Here is a 23258-nt window from a genome sequence, read left to right on the forward strand (position 1 = left end):
AATAGATAGATTATGAATGATTCTGTTTCTAAAATAAACACTATTCTAACAAAAGAATATCTGCAAAATCAAAAAGAAAATCAGTATTTTGAACGAAAAGGTTTAGGAGAAAAAGACACCAAACCAAGCAAAATAGCAGAAGAACTTGTAGGTATGCTTAATGCTGATGGGGGTGTATTGGTTTTTGGAGTTTCGGACAAGGGCGAATTTCAATCGGTAAGAGAACTTCCCAATTTAGATGATTTCAGAAAAATTATTTTTGACTACATCAAACCGCCTTGTAATATCGAATTAGAAGAAGTAGAAATAGACGGAAACCTAATTTTTATTTACCACATTGAGCAAGATTTAGAAAGAATATTTAGTATAAAAGATAACGAAAAAATATTCCTAAGGATTGCTGACACCAACCGAGAACTTTCGCGTGAGCAAGTGAAAAAATTAGAATATGATAAAAACATCAGGCGATTTGAAGAAGAAATCATCTCCGATTTTGATACAGAAGACTTAGATTATGACCTGCTTGAAGAGTATAAGAAAAGACTAAAATATCAAGGGGAAATATTTGATTTACTTGTCAAAAGACATCTGGCTCAGAAAAAGGGAAATGATTATTTATTTAAAAAATCTGCTATTTTACTTTTTGCGAAAGACCCTGAAAAATATATTCCTTCGGCTTCCGTTCGTTACATTAGATTTGAAGGTACTCAGTCTAAAACAGGTGATAATCATAATGTTATAAAAGATCAAAGATTTGAAAATAATATTCCCAAACTTATCGATGAGCTTCGCTACTTTATAAAGATAACCCTGAAAGATTATTATTTCTTAGATATTGAGCAAGGAAAATTTATAAAAGTACCTGAGTATCCAGAAGATGCTTGGTTAGAAGGAATTGTTAACGCTCTTTGTCATCGTTCGTACAATGCACAAGGAAATTCGGTGTATATCAAGCATTTTGATAATAGAATCGAAATTAGCAATAGCGGTCCGCTACCTGCACAGGTTACCATCGATAATATAAAAACTGAACGCTTTGCCCGAAACCCAAGAATCGCTCGTGTTTTAGAAGACTTAGGTTGGGTACGCCAACTCAATGAAGGCGTAAATCGTATTTATGAATCAATGGAAAAATCAATGCTTTCTGAACCTGAATACCAAGTAAGAAACAATAATGTATATCTAACTTTGAAAAATAAAGTCAGTATGCACAGTAAAACCATCGCTACTGAAATTATCAATCAAATCGAACAACAATGGGAAAATTATAACGATACACAAAGAAAAATCATATTATTTTTATGTGCTGAAAATCAATTAACATCATTGGAAATCGCTCAGAAAATAGAAACTTCCGAAAGAACGATAAGGCGCTATCTAAATGATTTTATCAAAAAAAATCTTGTCGAACGACATAGCGAAAAACAACGTGATATTAATGCCGTTTACTCATTTAAAAAGGAGTAACGGACAAAATGATAAAATTAACGGACAAAGTTTTTGTATGTAAATTACTGAAAATCAGTATAAATTATTAATTAACGGACAAAATCGTAAAATTAACGGACAAAAACTGAAAAACAGTACAGAATAAATAGAAAACGACGAAAAATAGGGGAAAGTACCCTTTTGCAAATACAAATTGATAAGTAGCTCAACAAGAAAATTAATGAATTTTATTTTAAAGCAAATAGTAAATTAAGTGCATTAAAAAAACACCAAACAATGAGTAAATTAAAACCGAACGAACTTAAAAATACAGATATACTTTGGATACCGAAAACTGCCCAACATTGGGAAGTAATTAGAGGAAAGTTTATTTTTAAAAGTGAGAAAATCATCAATGATAAAATGCAATGCAAAGATAGACTTGCTTTAACATTAAAAGGAGTTATTGACAGATTTGAAGGAGACAATATAGGATTAAATCCTAACGATTTAAGAACATATCAAATTTTTAATTCAGGGGATTTGGTTTTTAAGTTGATTGATTTAGATAATAAAAAAACAAGTAGAGTTGGCTATGTTCATAAAAAAGGTATAATGAGTTCGGCTTATATACGCATTATTTCCAACTCGTCTATGAATATGAGATATTTTTATTATCAGTATTTTGACCTTTATCAAAGATATATTTTCAATGATATTGGGCAAGGAGTAAGAGCAACAATGTCTTCAAAAGATTTATTAAATATTCCCATATTAGTTCCGCCCCTTGCCGAGCAGAACGCCATTGTGGCTTACCTCGATGCCAAAACCCAACAAATACAAGACTTTATCACCAAAAAACAAAAGCTCATACAACTCTTGGAGGAGAAATTAGCAATTTTTATTTCCGATAGTGTTTCAAAACACCAATCAGATTGGACTATAAAAAAAATAAAATATACATCTAAAATTTTTAGAGGAAAATTTACACATAGACCAAGAAATGATGAAAGTCTTTATAATGGAAAATATCCATTTATACAAACAGGTGATGTTGCCAGAGCAAATAAATACATTAAGGAATATACTCAAACTTTAAATGAAAAGGGATATAAAGTTACTACAAAATTTCCAAAAGATACTGTTGTAATGACTATTGCCGCAAATATCGGAGATGTGGCTATACTTGGATTTGACGCTTGTTTTCCTGATAGTGTAATAGGATTTTATCCTCAAAAGGAAATGTTAAATGATTTTCTATTTTATTCTTTAAAATCAAAAAAAGATTTTTTCTTAAGCATCGCCGTAGTTAATACACAGATGAATCTTAATGTGGAAAGAGTTGGAAATATAGAAATAAAAGTTCCGCCTTATTCTGAGCAGAAAAACATAGTTGAAAAGATTTTAATATTTGAAGATAAAATCACCCAAGCCATCACCCAAGCTCAAAAAGAAATCGAAAAACTCAAAGAATACCAAGAAAGCCTTATTACCCAAGTAGTTACAGGGCAACTCCAAGTGCCTATGGCTTAGGAAACTTTGGTAAAATACAAGAAGTTTGTATCTTTGGTTGCAAGTAGAAAAGTTTTTATAAAAACAATAAAAAAACTTTGATAAAAAAATAATGCTATGAATTTTGAAGTATATTGTGATGAAAGTTGCTTAGAATCGCTAAAAAACAAAAAAGAACATCTCTATCTTGGGATTGGAGGCATTTGGATGTCAGCCGATATGAGAGACCATTTTAAAGATAAATTCAAAGAAATAAAACAAAAATATAATGTACAAGGCGAAGTAAAGTGGAACAAAGTGAGTCCAAAATTTTTACCAATGTATAAAGAAATCATTGACTTCTTTTTTGATTCCAAATATCTGAGATTTAGAATTATATTGGTTGAATCAAACAAAGTAGATTTAATAAAATTTCACAACAGCGATGCCGAATTAGGGTTTTATAAATTCTATTATCAAATGATAAAACCGTGGATATTTGATTTTAATCTATATGATATTTTCCTTGATTTAAAAAAGAATAGAAGCAAAAACAGATTAAAAGATTTAGAAATTTTTTTGGATAATTCCAATTATTTTTCAGATGTTCGTAGAGTACAAGGGTTGCCCTCTAACCAAAGTTTAGGTATTCAATTGGCAGACTTGCTCACAGGCATTGTTACAGCCAAATTTAATAACAAAACTAGTAGTGTAGCAAAAACGGAATTGATCCAATATGTAGAATCGCATATAGGAAAAACTATTCAAATGACTCCTAAAAGTGAAGAAAAGTTGAATATTTTTAAAATAAACTTGCAAGGAGGATGGTAATGGCTTATAAGAAAATAAAACCTCAAAACTTTACAGAAAAGCAATTGCGTGATATTTGGAGGGATGAATATTGTGCTGCACCTATCATTACTTTTGATGGAGTGTCTGTTGTGTTTTACGAAGATAAATTCGATCATTTATTTTTTGAAAGTGAAAACAGAAAAGCAAAAGATAAATCGATACTTTCTTACAATAGGTTAGAAAAAATTTATTGGATAAAAGACACTTTACAAGACCCAACAGCTATTTTAAAACAAGGATGGGACAATGATAAAAAAGAGTATTATAAAAACAGAAGATTGGCAATAGTAAAAGGTAACTATGTGGTAATTATCCGTTTTACGGCAAAGAAAAAAGCAACCATAGTAACAGCCTATGAAAAAGAAGATATTACGAACATCTTAAAAGCTCCTGATTTTGAAAAAACAAGTGAGTTTTTTGATATATAAAAACAAAAAACGTTGATTCGGGTTCAACGTTTAAAACCTTTGTAGGTTCCAGACCAAAGGTAAAGAACATCGCAAAGATACAAAACTTTACACAAACAAACATTATTTTTGTTCGGATATTTTTTAAAATAATTTATAACCAACTGAAAATAAGGGGGGAGCAAATAGGCGTAACTTGGACAAAAAACTCTAACAAATACAGGGAAAACAAAAGTTTTGTACTTTTGGGTACCAGTGAAAAATTTTGATAAAAAAATCACACGATGAATGTAAATATATATTGCGATGAAAGTTGCCATTTAGAAAATGACAAAGAAAATGTAATGGTTTTGGGGGCTGTTTATTGCCCTACCGAAAAAAAAGAAGAAATCTTTGAACGACTACTCAGTTTCAAAAAAAAGCATAATCTAATTAAAAGACCAAAAGAAAATCGAACTTATTACGAGCTAAAATGGAATAAAGTTTCTCAATCAAAGATAGAATATTACAAAGATGTTATTAATTATTTTTTTGATGATGATGATTTGTGCTTTCGAGTGTTAGTTGTGCCTAATAAAAACGAATTAAAATACGAACAATTCAATCATACGCACGACACATTCTACTACAAAATGTATTTCGGAATGCTCAAAGCTATTTTAAATCCAAAAGATTCGCATTACATTTATATCGATATAAAAGACACCAAGAGTAAAGACAAGGTGCATAAACTAGAACAAGTACTGAGAAATGATAAATATGATTACCAAAAAAACATCATTAAAAGAGTACAACAAGTGCGTTCGCACGAAGTAGAAATTTTACAATTAGCAGATTTGCTCATAGGGGCAGTAGGCTACATCAATAGAGGATTAGCCAGTAGTAAGGCAAAAAATGAACTGATAGATTTAATCAAGCAACGTTCAAAATATTCGCTTGTGAAATCTACACTATTGAAAGAGAGAAAGTTTAATATATTCATCTGGGAATCTCAAAAACCGTATTTTCTATGAACATCATAAAACCATTGGTATTCCCAGATTTAATCCCTTTTTCTGACTATGGAGGAGACTTTGTAAAATATATAAATGTTGTGTATAATATTTTTTGTAATGATTTTATAAAATCCAATCCTATTTATGAAAATAGAAAAGTCTCGGTAAAAAAATACCCAGAAGTAGATGGAATGCACCGAACATTTTATCACATAACACACCAAGGAGAAGACGAAAATAACCGAACACCTGACATAAGGAGAATGGAGCGAATGAAATTTCCTCGTTTTATGATAGATAATTATACCCATAACGAAATACTGATTTGGAAGAATAAACGAGGGTCTGATACAAGAACCTTACTTTTCAACGAGGAGGAAAATTATATACTGGTTTTATCGGAAAGAAAGGAATACTATCTTTTTGTAACAGCCTATTATATTGAAAAAGAACATAGAAAAAGAAAATTATTAAAGGAATATGAAGCCTATAAAAAGACCAAAACCGCCTAGATGAACTAAACGGTTTCTAATACTCCTTTAAACACTTACATACAAAAGTAATGGTTAATGAGCTGATGCAAAAATACAAAAGTTTAAACAATTAATCATTATTTTTGTCTAAATATTTTTAAAAACAATTTATAATACATTGAAAATAAGCGTGTAATAAAAATATGGCAACATTTACAGACACCTCCGAAAAAGGATTTCAAAAATATATTGTTTCTCAATTGATACACCGCAATCAGTTTGTAGAAAGCGTTTCTAATGATTTTGATAAAGAATTTTGCATCAATACGCAGCAACTTTGGGAATTTATAAAAAACACACAACCCGACACTTACGAAATGATACAGCGTAAGGGCGAACGCTCGTTTTTGGTGCGTTTAAACAAAAAAATACAAGAAGAAGGCATTATTGAAGTTTTGCGAAAAGGGGTTAAACATTTTGATAAAACGATACAACTTTTTTATCATCAGCCTGCATCATCGCTCAATGCCAAAGACCAACAACATTACCAAGCCAATATATTTTCGGTAACGCAAGAGTTGGTATATAGCCCAGACCACGCCAACCGCCTTGACTTGGTAATTTTTCTCAACGGACTGCCCATCATCACCTGCGAACTAAAAAATCCGCTCACAGGGCAAACTGTACATAACGCCATCAGACAATACCAAAACGACCGTAATCCCAAAGAAAAACTCTTTGCTTTTGCTCGTTGTATGGTGCATTTTGCCGCCGATACCGAATCGGTTTTTATGACTACACAATTGGGCGGTAAGAACACTTTCTTTTTGCCTTTCAACAAAGGACTCAATCAAGGCAAACCTTTTGCTCCTTTTGGGGCAGGAAATCCGCTCAACCCCAACGGACTAAAAACACATTATCTTTGGCAGGAAATTCTCACCAAAAACTCTTTGGCAAATATCATCGACAAATTTGCACAAGTGGTAAAAGAAACCAACGAGGAAACCAAAAAGGTAAAACGCACAATGATTTTTCCGCGTTATCATCAATTGACTGCTGTTCGGCAGATTTTAGCCCACGCCAAAGAAAACGGCATAGGACAAAAATACCTTATTCAACACTCGGCTGGGTCGGGCAAATCAAAATCTATTGCGTGGCTTGCACATCAGTTGCACGGCTTGTACGATAGCTCGGGCGAAAAACATTTGTTTGATTCGGTAATTGTAATCACAGACCGCGTGGTACTTGACAAACAGCTTAATGGAGATATCAAACAATTTGAACCCATTCGTGGCATTGTAGAGCATATTACCAACCAAACAGGCAGTAAAACCAATCAACTAAAAGAAGCTCTTGCCAATCGTAAAAAAGTAATCGTCTGTACCATACAGACTTTTCCGTTTTTGCTTGATGAAATGACCGATATGCCTACAATGAATTTCGGAATTATCATTGATGAGGCACACAGCGGACAAAGTGGGCAAACTGCCTCGAAAATGAATGCTGTTTTAGCCGACAAACACGCCGAAACAGAAGAAGAACAAACCCTTGAAGATAAAATAAATCAGCTGATAGAAAGCCGTAAAATGATTGCCAATGGATCGTATTTTGCTTTTACAGCAACACCCAAAAACAAAACCTTAGAAACCTTTGGTACTAAATCCGAAGAAATATACAAAGATGAAAATGGCGAAGAAAAACACAAATTTTACGCCTTTAATGTGTATAGTATGAAACAAGCCATTGAGGAGGAGTTTATTCTCGATGTATTGAAAAATTATACCACCTACAAAAGTTATTACAAGCTCATAAAATCAGTAGAAGACAATCCTGAATTTGATACCAAACAAGCCAACAAAAAACTCCGTGCCTATGTAGAAGGACACGAATTTGCCATTGCCGAAAAAGCCAAAATTATGATAGACCATTTTCACCGAGAAGTAAAGCATCTCATCAATGGCGAAGCAAAGGCAATGATTGTAACCCAAAGCATAGAACACGCTATAAAATACAAACACGCCTTTGACCAATATTTAAAAGAAATAAAATCGCCTTATAAAGCTATCGTAGCATTCTCTGGTACAAAAAATCTACAAGGTATAGATTACAACGAAGTGGAAATGAACAATTTTTCAGAATATAAAACCGACATTCCTAAAAATTTCAAGCGCTCGGAATACCGCTTTTTGATTGTTGCCGAAAAATACCAAACAGGGTTTGATGAGCCACTATTACATACAATGTATGTGGACAAAAAACTCGCTGGCGTACAAGCAGTACAAACGCTTTCACGACTCAACAGAGCCAAAAAACCATACAAAAGAGATACATTTGTATTGGACTTTTTCAATACAGCAGAGGATATTCAAGAGGCTTTCAGTCCGTATTATACCGCTACTATTTTGAGTGAAGAAACTAATCCAAACAAGCTCAACGATTTGGTAGATGAGTTAGAAAAATTTGAAGTATATACAGCTTATCAAGTAGATCACTTTTTTGAAAAATACATTGGTGGCGAAAATCGCACACAACTTGACCCAATCATTGATAGCTCGGTACATTTCTTTAATCAACTTGTCAAAGAGGATAAAATAGACTTTAAAGCCAAAGTAAAATCATTTTTACGCGTATATAGTTATCTTTCTAAAATATTAGATTTCAATAATATTCATTGGGAAAAACTATTTTGGTATCTAAAATTTTTGGTACAAAAACTCTATATCGAAAAAAACGATGATTTATCCGAAGGGATTTTAGAAAGTATCGATATGGAAAGCTATCGTCCGTCAAAAAATGGTACAGAAAATATCAAGTTGGAGGAAGTAGCAACCGAAATAGCTCCTATTCCGGTAGAAGTGGGAGGCAAAGTTGCTGACCCTGAATTGGACACATTGGAAAATATCCTTAGTATTTTCAACCAACGCTTTGGCGATATTGAATGGACAGACAAAGACAAGATTCCTAAGTTTCTCGCACAACAACTTCCACAAGAAATGAGGACTGATACCCATTTTATGAGAAATATTAGGGAATCTGACCGCCAAAACGCTAGAATTTCTTCGGATGAAAAAGTGAAAGAGTTGATGGAAAAATACTTTTTAAGCTACCCGGGAGTTTATAACAAATTCAAGAATGAAGAAGACTTTAGAAAACGATATAATGAATTTGTTTTCAATTTGTTGTCAAGTGATTTTTATCAGCCTCCTTTGTAGTAAATGAAAAATATTTAGCTTAATGTATTTCGTTGCTTTGGGTACTTTGGCAAAGTGTCTTGAAATAATATTAATACTCCGAAAAAAAATTAAACAAAATAAAAAATTGAGATGCGTTCATAGAATAAGTGCTATGTTTCTATGAGGTTTCAATACGAATAACTCTGAAAATACTATTATGCACTAGACCTATTTTATTGCCCTATGTCAATGGTTCGGAATGTAAAATACGCTACTTTTGCATCATAGAACGATTAAAATAAAAAAATATGTCAAACATCGGATTAATTATAGAGGAAAAGGCAGCAGATATCGGCAACTTTTTGGTAGGAAGATTACTTCCTTTTCGCGAAAAAAGAGCAGTAGGACCTTTTGTATTCATCGACCATATGGGACCTGCCGACCTGAAAGATTATCAAAATTTAGATGTGGCTCCACATCCGCATATTGGGCTTTCTACACTTACTTATTTGTTTGAAGGGTCTATTTTTCATAGAGATAGTATCGGTTCGCAAATGGAAATTCAGCCTGGGGCAGTCAATTGGATGACGGCAGGAAAAGGCGTAGTGCATTCCGAAAGAACGCCTGATTATCTTAGAAACACCGATAAAAAACTACACGGACTCCAAATTTGGGTGGCTCTACCAAAGCATCTGGAAGATTGCGCCCCAAGTTTTCATCACATCGAAGCGGGGGAGCTTCCGCATTGGGAGGAAAAAGGGGTGCAGGTAAAACTGATTGCTGGAGAGGCTTTTGGGAAGAAATCCCCTGTTCCTGTGCATAGCCCATTATTTTTCATTGAACTGAAAGCCAAGGAGAAAACCAAACTTCACATCGGTGAAGACCTCTACGGAGAAGCAGCAATGTATGTACTGGAAGGTACGGTGAACATTGAGGGGAACGATTACGGTTCTAAGCAATTGTTGGTGGCCAAAAACAGTAAGTTATGCGAGTTTGAGATGAACGAAAACAGCACCGTTTACCTTTTCGGAGGGGAGCCTTTCCCAGAGGAACGATTTATATTTTGGAATTTCGTAAGCTTCCGACAAAGAGAAAATAGAGAAAGCTAAACAAAACTGGAAAGAACAAAACCACGAAGCCTTCCCAAAAGTCATTGACGATGAAGACGATTTCGTGCCACTGCCTAAAATTAGACTGAAGTAATACTGAATGATCGATAACATTCTTTTGATTTATAAAATTAGTAGTCATAATTTATTAGTAATAACGGAAAATATAAATGATGAGAAAGATTATATCTATAACAGCTATATTGTCGTTTATGATAGCTTATTCTCAAACAGGGAAAAAACAAAGTGATGTACAAAGATATCAATTAAAAGGTAAAGTAAAATCTATCAAAACGGTGGATTCCTTTGGAGAAGCCGAAAAAGAACAAAGTGTTTCTATACAAAAATTTAACAAAGAAGGATATCTGTTAGAAATAGAAGCAAACACTTCAAAAAGGTCTAAGCTAATCTATAAATATAATGACAAAGGATACTTAACAATGATCGAAGACCAATATTCTCCCGAAAAATTCACTTATACCTATGATTCCAAAGACAATCTAATAGAATGGAAATGGTATCATTCGGACGGCAATCGTACTGCATCGACCACCTATACATACAATGACAAAGGCATTCTAATAGAAGAAGATGGCTATGATTTGTACTCAAATAGAAAAATTTACAGATATGACAACAAAGGTAATAGAATAGAAGAAAGTATCTACCAATCAGATGGGATTCTTTCTTTTAAGATAACTTATAAATACGATGATAAAAACAATCAAGTAGAAGCATACAAATACGATTCAAACGAAAATATTAAAGCAAAAGTAATTTTTACATACGATGACAAAGGCAATCAAATAGAAAAAAACAAATACGATTCAAACAGAAATCTTTCCGCAAGGGTGATTTCTAAATACGACGACAAAGGCAATAAAATAGAGGAAGAAAATGAGTATAACATATCTCAAGGTTTTAAAGAAAGGTATACATTTAGATATGATGACAAAGATAATAAAATAGAAAAAAACATATACAATTCAAGTGGAAGTAGAGTGTGGTATTGTATTTATAAATACGATGACAAAGGCAATCTAATAGAAAAAAATGAATGTAGTTCAGATGTAAATCTTTCAAGTTCAAGAGAAACTTTTAAATATGATAAGAAAGGCAATAAAATAGAAGAAAACAAGTATGATTCAAACGGAAATATTTCTAAAAAGGCAACCTATAAATATGATAAAAAAGGTAATGAAATAGAACACATAAACTACAAAAAAGTAAAAGACTCTGAAAAATTAATCACTATGGAAATACAAAGAAGAGAAATAACTTATTATTAGTCGCATCAACTTGACTAAAAATTTCAATATTCTGTTTGTTTCTTTTTAAAAAGAGATGAAACCCTTAAAGAAACCATTTATCGTTATTGATAAACAGAAATCTAGTTTCAAAACTTTCTTGACCCATATCAATGAAAAGTACAGCGAAAGTAAATATCTTTGTAGCCTAAAAATTAAATATCAAAACAATGAAAATAGTAGCATTTGCAGGAAGTACATCTTCTACTTCCATCAACAAAAAATTAGTAGAACATACTCTGACGCACTTTGGAGAAAGCGACATCAACCTGTTGGATTTGAACGACTATTCTATGCCGATTTTCTCTTCCGATGAGGAGAAAAAAGGAACGCCAGAACAGGCTCATAAGTTTTTGCAATGTATAGAAGAAGCCGATGCCATCGTTTGCTCGTTTGCAGAACACAACGGAAATTTTGCCGCAGCTTTTAAAAATGTTTTCGATTGGGCTTCGCGTATTAACAAGAGCGTTTTCCAAAACAAACCAATGCTGATTATGGCAACTTCACCAGGTGGATACGGCGGAAAAAATGTTTTAGATGTGGCTCAAAAAACGCTTCCTCACTATGGTGGAAATATCAAAGGAGTGTTTTCTTTGCCAAAGTTTGGTGAAAATTTTGATACCAACGAAGGAATTACCAATCCTGAATTAAAAGGAGAGCATATCAATACGATAGAAAACTTTAAACAACAAATCGCACAATAGTGAAACCTGAATTAGAGCAATTACCATTGGTAAAAAATGATGAAAAAAATCGTTTTGAACTGGAAAATAATGGTCGTCTTGCCTTTATTGAATTTGAGGAAAGAGACCATTTCATTGCCCTGACACACACCGAAGCCGCAGCGGAATTGGCAGGAACGGGAACAGCCGCAGCATTGGTAGAAAAAACGCTACACTACATCGAAGAAAGCGGAAAACAACTGATGCCGTATTGTCCGTATGTGTTTGCATTCATCCAAAAACATCCCGAATGGAAACGCATCGTAAGTCCAAAATTCCCCGCTTACGATAAATTGTAGGCAAAAAGCAATAAAAATAGTTAGTATAATTAGCTTATTGCTTATGGCATATAGCTCAAAGTTTAAAAAAAATGAAAGCAAGTGTAAAAGCAACATTAGGAAAAACCAATTTCTATACGGAAATTGTAGCAGGTGAAAATAAGATAATTACCGACGAGCCCGTAAGTTTGGGCGGACAAAACAAGGGTTTTAACCCGCTGGAAGTATTGGCGAGTTCGTTGGCAAGTTGCACGGCTGCCACTTTGAAAATATTTATGGATCGCAAGGAATGGGAAGTGGAAAGCATTGAAATAGATGTAGATATAGAAAACAACACCACCGAACGCCAAGCGGTATTTACCCGAAAAATACATTTCAACGGCAATCTGGACGAAAAACAAATCGAAAGACTGCACAAAGTAGCAGAATCTTGCCCAATACACAAGCTACTTACCAATCAGGTAGAAATACAAACCGAAATCGTATAAGTTTCGTAAGGTTTAAAAGTCGGTTAAAAACCGACTTTTTTACTAATTAACTAATACTTTTTGATAGTTTTAGAATTAAGTTTCTCCAATCCCTAAGTTGCATTTCTGGATATTTATTTTTGTAAAACTCTGCAACTAATTGCATTGCTGTCAGAGTTCGGTTTTCCTTGATGAGTGGCAATAATTGATTGATGATTTTTTGGTCAGTAATTTTTTCTAATTTGTTACTTTTAACGATTGTGTTTTTTGGTTTTGGCGATTCGTTTTCAAGAGGAAAGAACGAATCTATTTGTTCAAAAAACGAAACTAAATCCCAACGTTTAAATAATATAGGCTCGTCATTATTTTTTAGTTTTTTGCGTAAAAATTCTCCGAAAACCACTTCGTCTTGAAAAAATTGACGGGAATAGAACGATACACTTTTCTTTTCGTTCAATCTTGATTTAGCAATGTGAAAATTCCAACAAACCAATACATCATTTTTTTGGTCATAACCAAAAAACACAAAAGGATTTGGCGATTTTTTGATTTCATCAAATTCATCACGAATAGGCAATTGAGCTCGTGTGGTGTCTGGGCGGTCTTTAAAATATGCCGAAGATAGATTTTTTACATATACATAATACTCAACCTCTTTAAATTTCATTAAAAAAGGCTGTGTTCCACTAATAAACTGAAAATCAGATGATTTTTTTAATACTTCCAACATCAATTGTTTTAGTGTTTCAGGGTAAATTTTCTCTATCTTCATATTTTTAAACTCTTAAAAAGTGAACTATCTGAAAAGTATATTTGCTTCTCTTTTAATGTATTACAGTAAGACAAATCGACATCAAATCTTACATTATTTACTCCTTTCGGAATGGTTTTGGAGTCAATCGAAGGGACATCTTTAAAATCGTAAAATGCCAAAGTATCAATACCTTGCTGATAGTCAAAATAGGTATCAAATGCGTTTTCTAAATTATTGCTTAATGTATAGGCTACAACTTCCTTTAATCTTATTTGTAAGTCAGAACTTTTTAGTCTTTTACAAATATTGTTTATCAAATCAAAAATCGTTTTTCCCTGTCCTGTTTCTATTACAAAAACGGAAGCAATCCACAAATTGGAATGAACATTTGGGTTGAGTTGCTCTGATGAAAACCTATGTATTCTGTTTGACTTTGAGGTGCTTTTCACTTCTATTTTATCTTTTCCGTCGTTGAAATCAAATTTGCTTTGAGGTGAAATATGCCACGACTGAATGAGATATTCGGGATTTTCGGATTGTTCTATTACAAGCAGTTCTGCCCAAAGACCTTGAAGTGTTTTGCGTGGTGGTTGGCTGAATTTACTAAACAATTCCACCAACTTTTGTATTTCGGACTTTAATTGCTTGTGTGTTGGCTCGTCCGAAAGTTTTGCAATGACTAAGGCTACAATGTCAATAAAATATTTTTGAAAATCAATATTAATTGTTTTTAAAGAAATGATTGAATATACATTTTCTGACTGAAAATCATATTCATATAACTTACACGAACGATAAAATTGAACCGATATTTTTTCAAGATTGACATCAATCATCGGATTCACATCATTGCAAGAAATAAAAAATAGTGGATAACCCTCTATTGAAATGCCTATTTTGTGTTTTTTACTGAAAGGCAAGGAAGCAACCGAATAAAGACCTGTTTTACTCGGTTGTTGTTGTAATTTTCTGAATATTTCAAAAATAGAATCTTTCATTTACATTAATTTTCATTTGCTACATAATCCACAGCGAAATCTTTTGGGTAATAAATAGCCAAAGTATAAGCCTCTTTTCCGTTCCATTTCATAGATTCGGATTTGAGTTTTACTTTGTGAATTTGAATACAAATTGAATCTTCAAACTTTATATGAGAATCCCCAGGGTAAGGATTTGAGGTAGCAGTCCCTGAACGCCCTGAATGCAATTCTTTTAATCGTTCTGTATTTTCATCAAAAGCACGCTCACGAGCATCACCTGCGTATGCCATTTGAATAATGTATGCGTATTGCAAAGGCGATTTTTCTTTGTTGGCGAGATATTTCAAATAGCGAATAGTTGCTTGTTTTCTTGCGGCATCAGGCATATTTGAAAACTTGAAATTCGACAAAAACTCTATTACTGTTTGTATAGTTAACTTTACATAAAGATGATTTCTGTCAGGTGTCCCATAGTCTTTTTCGTTTGTAAACGATTGGTTTTTAATGAAATTTTCTACAAAAACTTTATTTTCTTCAATATTTTGGAAAGCGTTCATCTTACGCCAACCTTTGAGTTTGGTATTTACGGTATTTGCTGTTAGTATGTTTTTTCGTGTAGCATTGAGTTTTGGAGTAATCAAAAGTAATTGTTCTACTTCTTCAATACTCGATTTTTCTTTGAGCCATTGACGCATTTCCTCTTCGTGTTGTACATATTCGGTATATTCCAAAATGGTATCTTCTGGGAGATATACTCTACACGATTTGAGATAATTAAGTTTGTATCCAAAGAAACGACATCTTTGCTGAATAGTGTCGGCAGTGGATTTGCTTACGCTATATCTCGGCATATAGGTAACTGCCAAGTTTTCAACGGTAAATCCTCTATTGAGCATTTCAGCACCTACCAAAATATGTGATGAATATCCATTCCAATCAATTTCTTTATCTGAACCTTGTTTTTTGGTTCTACTGATTATCAATTCAATATTAGTGTCAAAAATCACATCTTGTAAATGTGGTAACATTTCTTCAAATGAAGGAATTTTATCTTCCGAAGGATTATAAAATTTGATTACTTCTGGATATATTTTTTTGAAAGAATTAACCAAATCTATCTTTGCAAAGTCATTCTCTTCGCTTGTGATTTGTTCTGTCCACATTTGAATTAAATCTGTAATCCAACCGTGAAAAGTTTCGCTTGCATCTTGGTCTTTATCAGCGTGAACCATCATTGACAAAAAGTGTTCTTTTTGCCAAATTTTTACAACCAAAGCAACATTCATTAAGTGAATTTGCAAGGCTTCAATCAATGTTTTTGGACAATTCTCTAATTTGTTCTTTTTGCTATTAAAAACCTCATTTTCAGGAATGGTCAAAACCAATTCTGTATGGTCAACAAAAAAGGTTTTTCCTCCTGTATATTTCTTTCCTGGTGTGAGTACCGTATGATATTTAGGAGAAAGTAAATCCAACATACTAATCAATAGAGGTCCTTGAGGAGTTGCCGTATATTGAATGTAAGAATGATTTGGAATAGAGGATTTTAACTTTAAAATACTGCTGTATGTAGTTGTATAATCATCATCTTCCCATTCTTCTGATTTACTATTTTTATATGCAAATCCGTTCAAACTTGCTTGGTCTGCTTCATCATCAATTATTAGAACTCCATTATTTTTGAGAATCGCTTTTATTTGATTTGAATTGAAAATTTCAGTGAGGTTATTAATGTATTTATGATGTTTCAAAACCGTTATTAAAATTGTTGGTTTTGTGCTTAATTGCAAAGCATTTGTTATTTGCTGTACATCTTTTAGTGTTGGATTTTCAAATGATTTGTAATATTTACTATTAGCTCCGTTGTTTATCAAATCTTTTTTTAATCGCTTTGTAGTTTGCGTTAGAAGATTTGTTTTTGTACCTGCAAAATAAACAATAATTTTAAAACCATTATCATTTGCCATTGCTGATAAAGTAGTGAAAGACATAGTTTTACCACTTTGCACATATCCAAATACAAGATTTGTTGTAGATTGAGATTCGTCCAAATTCGGATTGGTACAATGTGAAAGTATATCAGATGTTTCTGACAATAAACTATTTAATTCATCTTCGTCAAGTTTATTTTTCAAACGACTGACAAGTTCAGTTGTTCTATCTCCAATAACCGGTTTAAATTTTTCCTTATCGTTTGAATTTAATATTTGTATTTCCATATTAATGGTTTATATAATTGTTGAACAAAAGTCTAATATTTGAAGCGTTTGTTGTACCTCTATTTGGTGCCATAATTTCAGCCAAAGCAAGTGCTTTAAAAACTGAAACTATGGGATGATAATTATTCGATTTTTTAAATATATCAAAATGTGTAAAAAATGAGTGAGCAAGATTTATTTTACAAACAACTGTCTTGTTGTTTTCTGTGTCAAATAGATTTTCACTTTTTTCCATTACTACGGAATATAATTTATCTGACATTTCCTCTTGTACCAAATCAACTTTTATGGTATAATCTTCGCCATTCAGTTGAAAAGAATCTGAATGTGTGCTAATTGTAGAAGCCGACAAAATAGATTCCTCAGATTTTTTAGTATGTTGAGTATCATCTATTTTCATTTCAGCCTCTTGCATTCGTTTCGTTAATTCACGAGGTTTAATGGCTTTTTTTAAAGATTTGGTGATGCCTTTTGCTATTTTTGTAATTTCCTCTTTTGCTCGTTGTCTGTAATTTTCTGCTTGACCATACAAATCAAATTCTGCATTTGTCAATTCATCTTTCAATCCACTGATGAAAACTTCCAAGTTTTCTTCATCTCTAAATTTGTTTTTGTTAAATGATACCTCAAACCCTTCGAGTTCTATTTCTCCAAAAATTCTTTTGTATCTCGGAGAACCAACTTGACCGCATAATGTAGGTGGAAAATATTTCTCTTCAATAATTCTTCCTCTTCGCATTAGTGCAATACCATTTGCAGCTTGTTGCATTGTTTTTAAAATAGCTATAAAACCTTTGGCTTTATAATCTCCAAGTTCAAAATCTATTTCTTTTTTCCAATAAACATCTTCTTTGTCAGGCGTTTTATAATATGGAGCGGTTAATATTTCATACTCTGGATGACTTAATAATTCGTCATTTACATAAATATCAATTTCATTATTTCGGATGAACTTTCGATAAAAACTTGATAAATGTCGTCTGATTTTATCCATTTGATTAACAGATGGTGCTTGGTCTGAAAGATTAGATAAAACTATTTTTGTATAATGTTCGTTAATAGGTTTGTCTGATAGAGTAACAAATAATTCTTCTTTGTTTTCTTTTATCACTTTTTTCAAATCAAATTCAACATATCTTTCTACTTTTTCGCCTAATGCTTTTGTATAAACACACCAATTGTCGGCTAACCATACAGAAGCCGTTTTCATTCCCATTCCAAATTCATTCAAACCTGTTTTATCAATAGGAATATGAGCAGGTTCAAAGGCTTTCTGATAGCTTTTAGTGTTGATTCCAGCTGCGTTATCAATAATAGTAATTGTTCTCTTTTCCCAATCAATATTAATCCTAACTTCTAATTTGTAATTAGGCTCTATTTTGTGCAAAATATCTTTGTTATTTAAATAACTTTGCAAGGAGTTATCAACATATTCACCCAATGCAAATGAAACAGTATTGTTCAAAGCTCGGAATGTTGAATATACATTAGGCTGTAAAGCAATTGATACTTTTTCGATTTGATTCATTTTACCTTATTACATAAACATTAATTTGCATAAAAAACTTGCTCATAAACACCGTGTTTATACACTATTTTTGAATTTTCAGATGAAAACACAAATGTTTTTCTCTTGCCAAAAAGAGCATTTTCATTTCTTAATTTTTGTAATTCTTTTTGAGCATCAAGTTTTGAATGAAAGTCATTCACTAAATGAAATTCTCTGCCGTCTCTGATTTTTATTTTTGGTAGTTTCATAATTCACTTTATTTTATTAGATTTTCAGCTATTTTTTTTACAACTTCCACATTTACAGCATTTCCAAATGCTCTAAATGCTTTTGCAATTGTATCAGGGTATTTTTTCAAATCTTCCATACATTGCAATTTTGCAGCTTCCTGCCTTGTCATATATCTTCCTTTTTCTCCATTTGGAGTTTCAACCCAAGGGAAAATTGGAATTTGTGTCGTAGTCAATACCAATGCAGGGGAAAAAGTTGGCTTTTTAACACGAATTCCCGAAGGTCTGAATTGAATAATTTTATCAAATAGATTTGGATTTTCTTCATACCCACAATTCCATTCAAACTTTTGATGACTGTTTTCAAAATCTTTGATTTTGTGTAGCCAAGTGTCTATCCAAGACTTGTTTTCTTCGTAATATGCTCTATTTAAACGAATAAATTGTTTTTTCCATTCTGGAAAGTGTCTGTTTTTTTGTAATTTACTCGTTTGAGCATAAATTGGTAAACATTGTAAATAGTCATCTTTTGAATGACCGTCTATTATTTCTCCAAATTTACCTTTTCTATCTTTTAGTTCATAACCTCGTTGATAATATGGTGCTATACCTTCAAATTTATAATCAGCCCCAAATTCCATAGCCCAAATCGGGAAAGTAGGTAATTTAGCATTGTTTTCTTTTATCAAATCCAAAAACTCTTGCCATACTTCTAAATGATTGCGTGTAACAGATTTTAAAGTCATATAATCAGTATCGTCTTCTACTATTATATCTTTAATACTACACTCTGGACGCTCGGAATGGTCAGGAAATTTAAAGTCTTTTAATCCTCCTTTTTTCTTTAATCGACCTACAATATAAATCCTAGAACGATGTTGTGGAATACCAAAATGATGTGGTGAAATAATTGCATCAGCAATTTCGTAATGTTTTTCTAAGGACTCTTGAATTACTTTATAAGTATTTCCCCCATCGTGCGATTTTAGATTCGGTACATTTTCGAGAATCAGAAATTCAGGTTTGTGAGCCTCCAATATGTCCATAATTCTATAAAACAAATTTCCTCTTCCTTGTTCGTCATTAAACCCTTGCTGTGAACCTGCTTGTGAAAAAGGCTGACAAGGAAAACCTGCACATAAAATATCGTGTTTTGGAATGTTGTTTATATTTACTTCATTGATATCTCCTTGAATTTCATTGCCGTGATTTTCAGTATATAGCTTTCTTAAATCAGGGTCAAGCTCACTGGCAAAAACGCATTGATGCCCCAGTTTAGACAATGCCAAATGAAAACCTCCTAACCCTGCAAATAAATCAATAAATTTCATTTATGATGATTTTTCTCTAAAGAGTTTTATGAACATACAAAGTTACAATAATTGTTTTTAATAAAACAAACTCTTGCATATAATCAATAAAACTTCTACATTTGTCTTGTTTATACAGATTTTGTTCTTTTGGAGTGAGTAAGTAATTATTTATATTTCAATATATTATAACTAAGGAAATAAGTTATCTCAGAAGATATTCTTTCTTGATTTATATCAATGTTTGGAGGTGGATGTCCGTAGTATCTTTGCATCATCAATAACAAAGTATTAAAAAATTAAATCGATGCGAAAAATTTTATTCTTTTTAAGTGTAGCTCTTTTGAGCAGTTGCAGTTTCGGACAAAAAACAAATTCAAACAATAAAAATAACAATCAAATGAAAGCAGTTTATCATAAAGCAGACAGCAGAGGACACGCAAACCACGGATGGTTAAATAGTTACCACACTTTTAGCTTTGCAGAATATTACAACCCACAGAGAATGAACTTCGGTGTTCTTCGTGTATTGAATGATGATACCGTAAAAGGTGGAATGGGCTTCGGAACACACCCACACCGAGATATGGAAATCATCAGTATTCCTTTGGAGGGCGACCTGAAACACGGTGATAGTATGGGCAACGAAGGGATTATCCGCAAAGGAGAAATCCAAGTGATGAGTGCCGGAACAGGAATTATGCACAGCGAAATGAATGGTAACCAAGGTGAAACCGTGAAATTCTTGCAAATTTGGATTTTACCTCGTAAAATGGGAGTTACCCCTCGCTATGACCAAATTGACATCGAAAAAGATAAGAAAATCAACGATTTCCAACAAATCCTATCCCCTAACCCTGATGATGCAGGCGTATGGATTCACCAAGATGCGTGGTTCAATATGGCAAACTTTACCGCAGGAAACTCAAAAACATACAAACTAAACAAACAAGGAAATGGAGTGTATGTATTTGTTATCAAAGGAAAAGCAAAAATAGGCGACCAAGTATTAGACCAAAGAGATGGTTACGGAATTTACGATACTTCAGAATTTGATTTAGAGGCTCTTGAAGATTCACAAATTCTATTGATGGAAGTACCAATGCAGTTACCATAAAAATTAAATTACGATGAGTATATTTCAAAACAAAGATTTAGGACTTTTAATTCTTCGTCTTTCCGTAGGGTTACTAATGATTCCACACGGAATCCATAAATTACTGAATTCAGGAGCGTTGGGGTACATTCAGTCGCTCTTGGAAGCCAAAGGATTACCAGCGTTTATCAGCTATGGTGTTTTTGTAGGAGAAATTATTGCACCGCTCCTCATCGTAATTGGTTTCCGTACGCGTATCTCGGCATTGGTATTGGCAGCTACAGGTTTGATGATTCTGTTCTTAGGGTACGACAACCTTTTTGCCCTCACGCAGCACGGCGGTTGGGTGGCAGAACTTGTAGGGCTGTTCCTCTTCGGAGCTTTGGCATTAGCCTTTACAGGCGGTGGGAAATACGCTGTATCTACGAATAATCAGTGGGATTAAAACAAATAAAATAATAACAAAACGCTCCTTAATTGGGGCGTTTTTTAAGTTGAAGCCTAGTTTGAAAAAATCTTGGAAAATACTCCTTTCGTTAAAAAAAAACATTTTTATTTCACATCTGATATTATGAAAAACAATTTTTTAGAGTACTTAAAAACAGGCTATTGTGATAGAAAATATGACTTAAACAAACAGAAAATAGAACAATTTATAGATTCTTTTTTTCGGTTTATATTTTTCTTAGAGCCTCAAAGATGTGATTCTCAAACGGAGATTGAAAGCCGATTTGTCAGTTTTAAAAATCAGTTTAAAGACATAATAAACGATATAAAACAAGAAAATACCGTACAGGTATGCGAAACTTTTTTTAATGAGATTCCTAGTATTTATGAAACATTGGGAAAAGACGCTCAGTTTTTCTTAGAAAGTGATCCTGCTGCTACGCATATAGAAGAGATTAAAGTTTCATACCCAGGATTTTATGCCATTGCAATTTATAGATTTGCACATCAGCTGTACCTTCAGAAAGTCCCACTCATCCCAAGAATTTGGACAGAGCTTGCCCATAGCAAAACGGGAATAGATATTCATCCAGGGGCAAATATTGGAGAATATTTCTTTATTGATCACGGCACAGGAATTGTAATAGGAGAGACCACTCAAATAGGAAATCGTGTAAAAATCTATCAGAATGTAACATTAGGGGCGTTGGCTGTATCTAAAAGCATTGCCAATACCAAAAGACATCCTACTATAGAAGATGAAGTAACCATCTATGCAGGAGCTACTATTTTAGGCGGAAAAACCATCATTGGTAAGGGGGCTACCATCGGAGGAAATGTTTGGATTACAGAAAGTATATTCCCTTATAGTTTAGTATATTATAAAGACAAAACCATCATCAGAAGCCAAGAAAATTCACCCGAACCGATTAATTTTTCCATATAAACCTATTAAATGATATGGATACACCGATAAATTTTCCTGTAAAAAGGAAAAAATATAACAAAAAACATTCTTAATATTTAAAATCATACAGAATATGAAATTCAATAATGTATTAGAAACTATTGGGAAAACGCCGGTAGTCAGATTGAGTAAAATTTTTCCTAAACATAATGTTTGGATAAAATTAGAACGAAGCAATCCAGGGGGAAGCATTAAAGATAGAATTGCTTTAGCAATGATAGAAACCGCTGAAAAGGAAGGAAAAATCAATAAAAATACTCAAATCATAGAACCCACTTCGGGAAATACAGGAGTAGGATTAGCCATGGTTTCAGCCGTAAAAGGTTATCATTTAACATTGGTAATGCCTGAAAGTATGAGTATTGAAAGAAGAAAACTTATGACTGCCTATGGTGCCAATATCGTATTAACACCAAGAGAATTAGGTATGAAAGGAGCCATTGAAAAAGCTCAGGAATTGGCACAGCAAAACGAAAACACTTGGATACCACAGCAGTTTGAAAACATCTCAAACCCTGAAACTCATCGTAATACAACTGCTCAAGAAATTCTTAATGATTTTCCAGAGGGAATTGATTACCTCATCACGGGCGTAGGAACAGGTGGACATATTACAGGAATTTCGGAGATTATAAAACAGAAATTTTCTGAGTTAAAATCTTTTGCTGTAGAGCCAAAGCTTTCCCCAGTTCTCAGTGGAGGAAATCCAGGAGCACACCCTATACAAGGCATCGGTGCAGGGTTTGTACCCAAAGTTCTCAATACTGAAATTTTAGACGGAACCATTCAGGTGAGTAAAGAAAATGCCTTTGTTTATACCCAAAAACTAGCCCAAGAAGAAGGTATTTTAGCCGGAATTTCCACAGGAGCATCTCTCGCAGCCATTGCACAAAAAATAGATGAGTTGCCTGAAAACACCACCATTCTTACCATAAATTATGATACCGGCGAAAGATATTGGTCGGTGGAAGGACTTTTTTAAATTTATGAAGTGATTGGAATTTTTTTCCAATCATTTCTTTTATATGCGTTTATTAAGAACG

At 33.0% G+C, this 23258-nt stretch carries 21 protein-coding genes and 1 pseudogene; 16 read left to right on the top strand and 6 right to left on the bottom strand.

Features of this window, described 5'->3' with window-relative positions:
- Positions 1 to 12: 12 nt before the first annotated feature.
- From AB4865_RS05230 to AB4865_RS05285, 12 genes and pseudogenes are all read left to right on the top strand, one after another.
- Complete coding sequence (locus AB4865_RS05230) at positions 13 to 1467, top strand: ATP-binding protein (RefSeq protein WP_372474669.1); 1455 nt, start codon at positions 13 to 15, stop codon at positions 1465 to 1467.
- A gap of 258 nt (positions 1468 to 1725) precedes the next feature.
- Entirely contained in the window at positions 1726 to 2961 is a 1236-nt protein-coding gene (locus tag AB4865_RS05235; RefSeq protein WP_372474670.1) for a restriction endonuclease subunit S, read from the top strand.
- A gap of 96 nt (positions 2962 to 3057) precedes the next feature.
- Positions 3058 to 3750 (top strand): DUF3800 domain-containing protein, encoded by a 693-nt coding sequence (locus tag AB4865_RS05240; RefSeq protein WP_372474671.1) that lies wholly within the window; start codon positions 3058 to 3060, stop codon positions 3748 to 3750.
- Positions 3750 to 4199 carry a hypothetical protein gene (locus AB4865_RS05245; RefSeq protein ID WP_372474672.1) on the top strand — a complete coding sequence of 150 codons (450 nt, stop codon included), beginning with the start codon at positions 3750 to 3752 and terminating at the stop codon, positions 4197 to 4199. The genes AB4865_RS05240 and AB4865_RS05245 overlap by 1 nt, the downstream gene beginning before the upstream one ends.
- Positions 4200 to 4462: 263 nt before the next feature.
- Positions 4463 to 5191, top strand: coding sequence for a DUF3800 domain-containing protein (locus AB4865_RS05250; protein ID WP_372474673.1), 729 nt, complete (start codon positions 4463 to 4465; stop codon positions 5189 to 5191).
- Positions 5188 to 5685 carry a hypothetical protein gene (locus tag AB4865_RS05255; RefSeq protein ID WP_372474674.1) on the top strand — a complete coding sequence of 166 codons (498 nt, stop codon included), beginning with the start codon at positions 5188 to 5190 and terminating at the stop codon, positions 5683 to 5685. Before AB4865_RS05250 ends, AB4865_RS05255 begins: the two co-directional genes overlap by 4 nt.
- Before the next feature lie 164 nt (positions 5686 to 5849).
- Complete coding sequence (locus AB4865_RS05260) at positions 5850 to 8858, top strand: type I restriction endonuclease subunit R (RefSeq protein WP_372474675.1); 3009 nt, start codon at positions 5850 to 5852, stop codon at positions 8856 to 8858.
- 269 nt (positions 8859 to 9127) lie between these two features.
- A pseudogene (locus AB4865_RS05265) lies at positions 9128 to 10022 on the top strand (pirin family protein).
- Positions 10023 to 10101: 79 nt separating this feature from the next.
- The gene (locus AB4865_RS05270) at positions 10102 to 11217 is read left to right on the top strand and encodes an RHS repeat domain-containing protein (protein ID WP_232779776.1); all 1116 of its coding nucleotides are present in this window, start codon (positions 10102 to 10104) and stop codon (positions 11215 to 11217) included.
- Positions 11218 to 11405: 188 nt separating this feature from the next.
- Complete coding sequence (locus AB4865_RS05275; RefSeq protein ID WP_123873756.1) at positions 11406 to 11939, top strand: NADPH-dependent FMN reductase; 534 nt, start codon at positions 11406 to 11408, stop codon at positions 11937 to 11939.
- A complete protein-coding gene (locus tag AB4865_RS05280; protein ID WP_042343955.1) occupies positions 11939 to 12256 on the top strand; it encodes a GNAT family N-acetyltransferase in 318 nt (105 codons plus the stop codon). The genes AB4865_RS05275 and AB4865_RS05280 overlap by 1 nt, the downstream gene beginning before the upstream one ends.
- Before the next feature lie 71 nt (positions 12257 to 12327).
- On the top strand, positions 12328 to 12723 hold the full coding sequence (locus tag AB4865_RS05285; protein WP_372474676.1) for an OsmC family protein: 396 nt from the start codon (positions 12328 to 12330) through the stop codon (positions 12721 to 12723).
- A 46-nt stretch (positions 12724 to 12769) separates the two neighbouring features.
- Here the strand turns inward: AB4865_RS05285 and AB4865_RS05290 are convergent, their stop codons facing one another.
- Genes AB4865_RS05290 through AB4865_RS05315 form a run of 6 tightly spaced genes read right to left on the bottom strand, consistent with a single transcriptional unit; the run spans position 12770 to position 19726 of the window.
- Entirely contained in the window at positions 12770 to 13474 is a 705-nt protein-coding gene (locus tag AB4865_RS05290) for a hypothetical protein (RefSeq protein ID WP_042343953.1), read from the bottom strand.
- Positions 13471 to 14454 carry a PD-(D/E)XK motif protein gene (locus AB4865_RS05295; protein WP_372474677.1) on the bottom strand — a complete coding sequence of 328 codons (984 nt, stop codon included), beginning with the start codon at positions 14452 to 14454 and terminating at the stop codon, positions 13471 to 13473. The genes AB4865_RS05290 and AB4865_RS05295 overlap by 4 nt, the downstream gene beginning before the upstream one ends.
- Positions 14455 to 14459: 5 nt before the next feature.
- Entirely contained in the window at positions 14460 to 16655 is a 2196-nt protein-coding gene (locus AB4865_RS05300) for a Z1 domain-containing protein (protein WP_372474678.1), read from the bottom strand.
- 1 nt (position 16656) lies between these two features.
- Entirely contained in the window at positions 16657 to 18183 is a 1527-nt protein-coding gene (locus tag AB4865_RS05305; protein WP_042347269.1) for an ATP-binding protein, read from the bottom strand.
- A 20-nt stretch (positions 18184 to 18203) separates the two neighbouring features.
- Positions 18204 to 18413, bottom strand: coding sequence for a hypothetical protein (locus AB4865_RS05310; RefSeq protein WP_042347267.1), 210 nt, complete (start codon positions 18411 to 18413; stop codon positions 18204 to 18206).
- A gap of 8 nt (positions 18414 to 18421) precedes the next feature.
- A complete protein-coding gene (locus AB4865_RS05315) occupies positions 18422 to 19726 on the bottom strand; it encodes a DNA cytosine methyltransferase (RefSeq protein WP_042347264.1) in 1305 nt (434 codons plus the stop codon).
- A gap of 379 nt (positions 19727 to 20105) precedes the next feature.
- Here AB4865_RS05315 and AB4865_RS05320 point away from each other — a divergent pair, with 379 nt between their 5' ends.
- The 4 genes from AB4865_RS05320 to cysK all read left to right on the top strand — a co-directional run bounded on the left by AB4865_RS05320 (position 20106) and on the right by cysK (position 23197).
- On the top strand, positions 20106 to 20822 hold the full coding sequence (locus AB4865_RS05320) for a pirin family protein (RefSeq protein ID WP_042343982.1): 717 nt from the start codon (positions 20106 to 20108) through the stop codon (positions 20820 to 20822).
- A 13-nt stretch (positions 20823 to 20835) separates the two neighbouring features.
- Entirely contained in the window at positions 20836 to 21246 is a 411-nt protein-coding gene (locus AB4865_RS05325) for a DoxX family protein (RefSeq protein WP_042343947.1), read from the top strand.
- 126 nt (positions 21247 to 21372) lie between these two features.
- Complete coding sequence (gene epsC / locus AB4865_RS05330) at positions 21373 to 22194, top strand: serine O-acetyltransferase EpsC (RefSeq protein WP_372474679.1); 822 nt, start codon at positions 21373 to 21375, stop codon at positions 22192 to 22194.
- A 94-nt stretch (positions 22195 to 22288) separates the two neighbouring features.
- Positions 22289 to 23197: a cysteine synthase A gene (cysK, locus tag AB4865_RS05335; protein WP_372474680.1), complete on the top strand. Its 909-nt coding sequence runs from the start codon at positions 22289 to 22291 to the stop codon at positions 23195 to 23197.
- The last annotated feature ends 61 nt before the right edge of the window (positions 23198 to 23258 follow it).

It is taken from the genome of Capnocytophaga sp. ARDL2 (genome assembly GCF_041530365.1).
Lineage (GTDB): Bacteria > Bacteroidota > Bacteroidia > Flavobacteriales > Flavobacteriaceae > Flavobacterium.